The organism is Nocardia sp. NPDC003345 (assembly GCF_053589395.1).
The window spans coordinates 1-7723 of the sequence record NZ_JBSFRU010000313.1; the positions used below are offsets into that span (position 1 = coordinate 1).

General features: G+C 70.1%; 11 protein-coding genes and 1 pseudogene. 3 read left to right on the top strand and 9 right to left on the bottom strand.

Annotation, left to right across the window (positions count from 1 at the left end; translation table 11 throughout):
• Together ACWDU1_RS26165 and yajC are read right to left on the bottom strand one after the other, a co-directional pair.
• A pseudogene (locus tag ACWDU1_RS26165) lies at positions 1-443 on the bottom strand (protein translocase subunit SecD); the annotation flags it as partial.
• Between the two features lie 103 nt (positions 444-546).
• A complete protein-coding gene (gene yajC / locus ACWDU1_RS26170) occupies positions 547-933 on the bottom strand; it encodes a preprotein translocase subunit YajC (protein ID WP_450002422.1) in 387 nt (128 codons plus the stop codon).
• Positions 934-1147: 214 nt separating this feature from the next.
• On the opposite strand from yajC, the gene ACWDU1_RS26175 reads away from it, so the two are divergent.
• Positions 1148-1390 (top strand): DivIVA domain-containing protein, encoded by a 243-nt coding sequence (locus ACWDU1_RS26175; protein WP_450002424.1) that lies wholly within the window; start codon positions 1148-1150, stop codon positions 1388-1390.
• Between the two features lie 28 nt (positions 1391-1418).
• On the opposite strand, the gene ruvB is transcribed toward ACWDU1_RS26175, so the two are convergent.
• From ruvB to ACWDU1_RS26195, 4 genes are all read right to left on the bottom strand, one after another.
• Positions 1419-2507 carry a Holliday junction branch migration DNA helicase RuvB gene (gene ruvB / locus ACWDU1_RS26180; RefSeq protein WP_450002438.1) on the bottom strand — a complete coding sequence of 363 codons (1089 nt, stop codon included), beginning with the start codon at positions 2505-2507 and terminating at the stop codon, positions 1419-1421.
• Between the two features lie 6 nt (positions 2508-2513).
• Complete coding sequence (gene ruvA / locus ACWDU1_RS26185) at positions 2514-3116, bottom strand: Holliday junction branch migration protein RuvA (protein WP_450002425.1); 603 nt, start codon at positions 3114-3116, stop codon at positions 2514-2516.
• Positions 3113-3682 carry a crossover junction endodeoxyribonuclease RuvC gene (gene ruvC / locus ACWDU1_RS26190; protein ID WP_450002427.1) on the bottom strand — a complete coding sequence of 190 codons (570 nt, stop codon included), beginning with the start codon at positions 3680-3682 and terminating at the stop codon, positions 3113-3115. Before ruvC ends, ruvA begins: the two co-directional genes overlap by 4 nt.
• Positions 3683-3772: 90 nt before the next feature.
• A complete protein-coding gene (locus tag ACWDU1_RS26195) occupies positions 3773-4297 on the bottom strand; it encodes an O-acetyl-ADP-ribose deacetylase (RefSeq protein ID WP_450002429.1) in 525 nt (174 codons plus the stop codon).
• A 115-nt stretch (positions 4298-4412) separates the two neighbouring features.
• On the opposite strand from ACWDU1_RS26195, the gene ACWDU1_RS26200 reads away from it, so the two are divergent.
• Both ACWDU1_RS26200 and ACWDU1_RS26205 read left to right on the top strand, forming a co-directional pair.
• On the top strand, positions 4413-4790 hold the full coding sequence (locus ACWDU1_RS26200; RefSeq protein WP_450002431.1) for a metalloregulator ArsR/SmtB family transcription factor: 378 nt from the start codon (positions 4413-4415) through the stop codon (positions 4788-4790).
• Positions 4787-5281 (top strand): SRPBCC family protein, encoded by a 495-nt coding sequence (locus tag ACWDU1_RS26205; RefSeq protein ID WP_450002432.1) that lies wholly within the window; start codon positions 4787-4789, stop codon positions 5279-5281. The genes ACWDU1_RS26200 and ACWDU1_RS26205 overlap by 4 nt, the downstream gene beginning before the upstream one ends.
• 68 nt (positions 5282-5349) lie before the next feature.
• Here ACWDU1_RS26205 and ACWDU1_RS26210 read toward each other — a convergent pair whose 3' ends face one another.
• The 3 genes from ACWDU1_RS26210 to ACWDU1_RS26220 form a co-directional block, all read right to left on the bottom strand.
• Entirely contained in the window at positions 5350-6102 is a 753-nt protein-coding gene (locus tag ACWDU1_RS26210) for a YebC/PmpR family DNA-binding transcriptional regulator (RefSeq protein ID WP_450002434.1), read from the bottom strand.
• 12 nt (positions 6103-6114) lie between these two features.
• The gene (gene pdxT, locus ACWDU1_RS26215; protein ID WP_450002440.1) at positions 6115-6732 is read right to left on the bottom strand and encodes a pyridoxal 5'-phosphate synthase glutaminase subunit PdxT; all 618 of its coding nucleotides are present in this window, start codon (positions 6730-6732) and stop codon (positions 6115-6117) included.
• Positions 6733-6866: 134 nt separating this feature from the next.
• Positions 6867-7685, bottom strand: a complete 819-nt coding sequence (locus ACWDU1_RS26220; protein WP_450002436.1) for an acyl-CoA thioesterase — start codon at positions 7683-7685, stop codon at positions 6867-6869.
• Positions 7686-7723 lie beyond the last annotated feature (38 nt).

The window sequence follows — 7723 nt, forward strand, 5'->3', positions numbered from 1 at the left end:
GTGGGCTCCCCGGGGGCGGTGGGCGCGGCGGGCTGTCCCGGCTGCCCCGGCTGGGCGGTCGGGGCCGGCGCGGCCTGCAGTACCGGCCGGATGTAGAGCTTGGCGGTCGTGGCGAGGGTGCGTGCCTGCTGACTGTCGTCACCCGGCACGGTGATCACGAGATTGTCCCCGTCGATCACCACCTCCGAACCGGAGACACCGAGCCCGTTGACCCGGTTCTCGATGATCTGCTGTGCCTTGGTGAGGCTGTCCTGGCTGGGCCGGTTCCCGTCGGGAGTCCGGGCCGTCAGGGTGACCCGGGTACCGCCCTGTAGGTCGATGCCGAGCTTGGGGGTCGGTGATTTGTCACCGGTAAAGAACACCAGCGCGTAGATCGCGGCCACCAGCACGCCGAACAAGGCGAGCCAGCGGAGTTGGTGCGCCGATCCCTGGGACGGTGGCACAGGTCGTCATCTCCTAGGCGGAAGTTCTGGGGTGGAACGGCCACGGCACATGCCGAAGCCACCGGTCGCCCGGGTGAACCGGTCCGGTGGCCGGACCGTGGATTCAGTCCTTGGTGAGCCGGGTCTCGGTCTGCTGCGGGGTCTCCTCGGCGGTGGCAGCCGACGGCGAGCCGGTGGCCTCATCGGCCTCGTCGCCGGGAGCGTCGTCGTCGGCGGTTTCGTCACCGGCGGCCTCGTCGTCGACGCGCACCTCGCGGATCGCCTGACGCAGCCAGGTCGTCACGACATCCTCGGCGATCTCCAGATCGACGCTGGTGTCGTCGGCCTCGACCACGGTGCCGTACAGGCCGGAGGTGGTGACGACCCGGTCACCGACCTTCAGGCTGTCCTGCATCTGGGTGACCTTTTCGGCCTCTTTCTTCTGGCGGCGCATACCGAGGAACATCGGCACGAGCAGCGCGACCAGTATGAGCGGAAACAGCAGATCCATGGTCGAAGTCAGTCCTGATCTGGGTGAGGAGAGGGGCAGGTACGCACACAGTCTGCCAGTTCGCCCGCCCGGCGCCACACCCGCACGCCCGAACACGCCGATCACCGGGGCCCGGGACGCCGTACCGAGGGTCCGGCACATCCGCTTCGCCCGATTCGGATCCGCTCGGCCGATCGGCCGCCGGAGTGGTCCGGAGCACCGCCATACTCGGGGTATGACACCGGAGGATATTCACCAGATCACTTTCGGCCGTGCGCCGTTCGGCAGCCGCGGCTACCGCGAACGCGAGGTGGACGAACTCCTGGACGTCATCGCCGGCGCACTCGCCGGCCGGATCGTGCTGACCTCGGCGCACCTGGACCGGGAACTTCCGGCGGCGCCCTTGCTGAGCCGCGGCTACCACCCCGATCAGGTGGACGCGTTCCTCCGGCGGATCCGCGCCGAGTTCGGTCTCTGAGGACGCGGTCGTCGGCACCCGGGCCGGTTCAGTCGAACAGGTCCAGGGTCGGATGCGGTTCCCGGCCGCGGACCTCGAGCGCGCCGAAGGCCAGGTCCGGGGGTGGTGTGAGGCCCAGATGGGCCCATGCCGCCGCCGTGGCGACCCGGCCGCGAGGGGTGCGGGCGACCATTCCGGCGCGGACCAGGAAGGGTTCGCAGACCTCCTCCACGGTCGCCGCCTCCTCGCCCACCGCGACGGCGAGGGTCGACACTCCCACCGGCCCGCCGCCGAACCCGCGGACCAGCGCCGCCAGCACGGCCCGGTCCAGACGGTCGAGGCCGAGCGGGTCGACGTCGTAGACCTCGAGGGCGGCCCGCGCGACCGGGACCGTGATCCGGCCGTCGGCGCGGACCTCGGCGTAGTCCCGGACCCGGCGCAGCAGCCGGTTGGCGATCCGCGGCGTGCCCCGGGAGCGGCCGGCGATCTCGGCGGCGGCGTCGGCATCGATCCGCACGCCGAGGATCTGCGCCGAACGCTGCAGGATGAGCAGCAGTTCCTCCGGTTCGTAGAAGTCCATATGCCCGGTGAAACCGAACCGGTCGCGCAGCGGCCCGGTGAGTGCGCCGGACCGGGTGGTCGCTCCCACCAGCGTGAACGGCGCGATATCGAGCGGGATGGAGGTGGCGCCGGGCCCCTTGCCGACCACGACGTCGACCCGGAAGTCCTCCATCGCCAGATACAGCATCTCCTCGGCCGGCCGGGCCATCCGGTGGATCTCGTCGATGAACAGCACATCGCCGTGCACCAGATTGCTCAGCATTGCCGCCAGATCGCCGGCGCGTTCCAGCGCCGGGCCGGAGGTGATCCGCAGCGCGGATCCCAGTTCGCCGGCCACGATCATGGCCAGGCTGGTCTTCCCCAGCCCGGGCGGACCGGACAGCAGGATGTGGTCGGGTGTGCCGCCCCGCGCGGTCGCCCCGCGCAGGACCAGTGCCAGCTGTTCCCGGACCCGGGGCTGGCCGATGAAACCGTCCAGCGAGGTCGGCCGCAGCCCGGAATCGGTATCGCCGTCGGAGGCCAGATAGCCGGCGCTCACCGGCGAATCCTCCGGCTCCGGATGGTCCTCGTAGTCCATCACGGCCTAGCGGTTCTTACCGAGCATGCCGAGCGCGGCCCGCAGCGCGGTCGAGTTCCCGGCGTCGGGCTGTTCGGCCAGGACCGCGTCCACCGCCGGTTCGGCCTGTTTGAGCGGGAATCCGAGACCGGTGAGCGCCTCCAGGACCTGCTCGCGCACCGGGGTGCGCACCGGCACCGGCGCCGTGCCGGGCGTATCCGGCGCAGGAACCAGGTTCACCTTGTCCCGCAGCTCCACGACCAGTCGTTCGGCCCCGCGTTTACCGATTCCCGGCACCCGGGTCAGCGCCGCCAGATCACCGGCGGCCAGCGCTTTGCGCAGTGTTTCGGGTTCGAGCACCGCCAGCACCGCCATCGCCAGGCGCGGCCCGACCCCGGATACGGTCTGCAGCAGGCCGAACAGGTCGCGGGTCTCGGTATCGGCGAACCCGTACAGGGTCATGGAGTCCTCGCGCACGATGAGCGCCGTATGCAGCCGGGCCTCGTCGCCGCGGGTGAGACGCGCCAGCGTCGCGGGGGTGGCGTTCAACTGGTATCCCACCCCGGCGGTTTCGATCACCGCGTGGTCGAGGGCGAGTTCGATCACCTCACCCCGGATGGATGCGATCACCCGCGCACCGCCTTTCGCTGTTCTTCGAGCCGTCGGGTGTACTGCCGCCTGGCCCGTTCGGCCATTTCCTCGGCCCGGGCCATCCGCTCCAGCAGCGGCGCGCGCCAGCAGTGGCAGATGGCCAGCGCCAGCGCGTCGGCGGCATCGGCGGGTTTGGGCGGCGCCGCGAGCCCGAGGATACGGGTGACCATAGCGGTCACCTGTTTCTTGTCGGCGCCCCCGTTACCGGTGACCGCGGCCTTCACCTCGCTCGGGGTATGGAACATCACCGGGATGTCGCGGCGGGCCGCGGCCAGCGCGATGACCCCGCCGGCCTGCGCGGTACCCATGGCGGTGCGCACATTGTGCTGGGCGAACACCCGCTCGATGGCGACCACATCGGGCCGGTGGGTCCCGATCCACTCCTCGGCGGCATCGGAGATCCGCAGCAGGCGCCCGGCCAGGTCCATCTCGGCCGGGGTCCGCACGACATCCACCGCGATCGCCCGGACGGTGCGGCCCGCACCCCCTTCGACCATGCTCACCCCGCACCGGGTGAGCCCGGGGTCGACGCCCATCACCCGCACCGCACACCTTTCCCAGAACGAACAGTTGTTCGAACTATAGTGCAGGCCTGAAGGTCCCGGCGCCAGTGACACGGCCGCCGGGTGCCGGGGTCAGGAGTTCAGCGCCGCGGCGAAAACGTCGTAGGCGGCGTCGTCGTACAACACGAAGCGCGCTTCCTCGATCTCCGCCGGATGATCGCGCACGGTGGTCACGGCGATCCGCGCGGCGTCCGCCAGCGGCCAGCGATAGGCGCCGGTGGAGATGGCCGGGAACGCCACCGAACGCGCCCCCAGACCCTCCGCGACCCGCAGCGATTCGCGGTAGCAGGACGCGAGTAGCGGGGCCAGTTGCGCCGCGCGGTCCCCGCGCGCCGACCACACCGGCCCGACGGTGTGCACCACCCAGCGGGCGGGCAGTTCGCCCGCGGTGGTCGCCACCGCGGAACCGGTCGGCAGCCCGCGCGGATAGTCGGTTTCCCGCAGCCGCCGGCATTCGGCGAGGATCGCGGGCCCGCCGCGCCGGTGGATGGCGCCGTCGACTCCCCCGCCGCCCAGCAGTTCGGAGTTCGCGGCGTTCACCACCGCGTCGACCTGCTGCTCGGTGATATCCCCGACGACGAGCGTCACAGCGACCATGCCGCCATTGTGCCGCCGCACCGCCGATGCGCCGGTACGGCACACCGCGGACCGTTCCGGGACCTCGCTGTGCCGACCCTGGACAAATCAGTAACCAAGTGGTTACGCTTTCCGGGTGGACGAGGTGGCCGGCGCGATAGCGGATCCGATACGACGCGAGATCTTGGAGATGCTGCGCGGCGGCCACCTGACCGCCGGTGCCATCGCCGCCCGCTTCCCGGTCAGCAGGCCGGCGGTCAGCAGGCATCTGCGCGTCCTGCGCGACAGCGGCCTGGTGCACGACGAACTGCGCGGGCGCGAGCGGTACTACACGCTCGACACCACTGGGCTACGCGCCCTCGGCGGCTGGATCGCCGCATTCGATCGCCCCACCGGCTGGGAGCACCGCCTGGACGCCCTGGCCACCGAGGTCCACCGCACCCGCCGGGAACGCGACAACGCCGCCCCGGAGTCCCACCCCGCAACACCGACCCCCGAGGAGAACTCGGCATGAGCAAACACCCCAACGGCCGCCTGGAGCCCACCGCGCAGGGCCGCGATCTGATCCTCACCCGTACCTACCGGGCCCCGATCGAGGATGTGTGGGCGAGTATCACCGAATCTGAGCGCACCGCCCGCTGGTTCGGCCCCTGGGAGGGCGAGGCGGGCCCGGGCCGCACCATCCGGGTGCGGATGGTGCTCGAGGACGAGCAACCCTGGGCCGACTACACCATCGACAGTTGTGTCCCGCCGCGCCACCTCGCCCTGCGCACCGTCGACGAATACGGCAGCTGGCATATCGAGGCCACCCTCACCGAGCAGGACGGGCGGACCGAACTCGTGTTCACCCATCACCTCGATTCGGACGAGAAGGTCGCCGAGGTGGGGCCGGGCTGGGAGTACTACCTGGACGCGCTGGGAGCGTCCCGCTCCGGCACCGCGCTCCCCGATTTCGGCGACTACTACCCCGCCATGCGGGATCACTACGCGAATCTGGAGTCCTGACCCGCCGGAGACGACGGCGGGGTGGTACCGCCTCGCGATACCACCCCGCCGGCTCGGCCGATACGGTCCTAGTCGTCCAGCTGGGCGAGGACCTCGTCGGAGAGATCGACATTGGTGTAGACGTTCTGCACGTCGTCGCTGTCCTCCAGCGCGTCGACCAGTTTGAACACCTTACGGGCGCCGTCGACGTCCACCGCGACGCTCACCGAGGGCTGGAACCCGGATTCGGCCGAGTCGTAGTCGATACCGGCGGCCTGCAGCGCCGAACGCACCGCGACCAGATCACCGGGCTCACTGATGACCTCGAACGATTCACCGAGATCGCTGACCTCTTCGGCACCGGCGTCGAGAACCGCCATCAGCACATCGTCCTCGGACAGGCCGTTCTTCTCCAGGGTGACGACGCCCTTGCGGTGGAACAGATACGACACCGAGCCCGGATCGGCCATATTGCCGCCGTTGCGGGTCATGGCGACACGCACCTCACCCGCCGCCCGGTTGCGGTTGTCGGTGAGGCATTCGATCAGGACGGCGACACCGTTGGGCCCGTAACCCTCGTACATGATGGTCTGCCAGTCGGCGCCGCCGGCTTCCTCGCCGCCGCCGCGCTTACGCGCCCGCTCGATATTGTCGTTGGGGACCGAGGATTTCTTCGCCTTCTGAATGGCGTCGAAGAGGGTCGGGTTACCTTCCGGATCGCCACCACCGGTCCGGGCCGCCACCTCGATGTTCTTGATCAGCTTGGCGAACAGCTTGCCGCGCTTGGCATCGATCGCCGCCTTCTTGTGCTTGGTGGTGGCCCATTTGGAGTGGCCGCTCATTCCCTACTTCCTTCAGGTCGATGGCACGCTATCGGACGACAACGCTACGCCACGGACGAGATCGACGAACAATCGGTGTACACGGTGGTCGCCGGTCACTTCCGGATGGAAGGCCGTCGCCACGACCCGCCCCTGGCGCACCGCGACGATCCGGCCCGCCGCGGGTCCGCCGGGCACCCGGGCCAGCACCTCGACATCCGCACCGGCACGTTCCACCCACGGCGCCCGGATGAACACCGCCCGCATCGGCCCGCCGGCGACGCCGGCGAACTCCAGATCGGTCTCGAAGGAATCGACCTGCCGTCCGAAAGCGTTGCGCCGCACGGTCATATCGATACCGTCGAGGTGGTGGGCGTCGGGCCGGGTATCGAGGATCTCGCTCGCCAGCAGGATCATCCCGGCGCAGGATCCGAAGGCCGGCATCCCGTCCCGGATGCGGGCGCGCAGCGGTTCGAGCAGTTCGAAGATCTCCAGCAATTTGCTGATGGCGGTGGACTCGCCGCCGGGCAGTACCAGCCCGTCCACGGCAGCCAGTTCGCCCGGTCGGCGCACCAGCACCGGGCGCGCGCCGCAGGCGGCCAGCACCGCGAGATGTTCCCGGACATCGCCCTGCAGGGCCAGCACCCCGATGGTCGGTCCGGCGGGCGCGCCGGAACCGGGTCCGGCCGCCGGCCGCGAGCTATCCGCAGACTCGTTCACCCTGGCGAGCTTACGAGCCCGGCCGGTGTGCCCGGGCTCACGCTCCGGCCGATCGTCCCGGCGGTTCAGGCTCGCAGGGTGCGGATCAGCCCCTCCTGGACCACCGCCGCGACCAGCCGGCCACCGCGGTCGAAGATCTTGCCGCCGGTCAGCCCGCGGCCGAACCCGGCCGAGGGCGAGGACTGGTCGTAGAGCAGCCAGTCGTCGGTGCGGAACGGGCGCAGGAACCACATCGCGTGATCCAGCGACGCGTTCTGGGTGGGCTCGTCGGGGTGGGTGACCTTGGACGACCCGAGCAGCGTCATATCGCTCATATAGGCCAGCGTGCACACGTGGAACAGCGGATCGTCGGGCAGCGGATGCCGGTACCGGAACCACACCTGCTGCGGGGAGACCACCCCGGGCCGCTGGGTGACCTGCTCTTGCGGGATCGGGCGGATATCCCAGTGCTCCCATTCCCGCATCGCCCACAGCCGCTCCGGGTCCATGGAGGTCTTGGCATCGGGCAGGCCGTCCGGCGGCGCCACCTCGGCCATCTCGTCCTGATGCGACGGCCCCTCGTCGCCGATGTGGAAGGAGGCCGACATCGTGAATATGGCATCGCCGTCCTGCACACCGGTCACCCGGCGGGTGCAGAAGGAACGGCCCTCGCGTATCCGGTCCACCATGTAGACGGTCGGCGCCTCCGGGTTACCCGGCCGCAGGAAGTATCCGTGCAGCGAATGCACCTGGAATCGGGGCTCCACCGTGCGCACCGCCGAGACGAGCGCCTGCCCCGCCACCTGCCCGCCGAAGGTGCGGGGCAGCTGGGTCTTGGGGTACGCGCCGCGGAAGATATCGCGCTCGAGGCGTTCGATCTCCAGCGCCTCTTCGATAGTCGCCATCCGCTGAGATTATCCCGAGCGGTCCGATTTCCCTGATT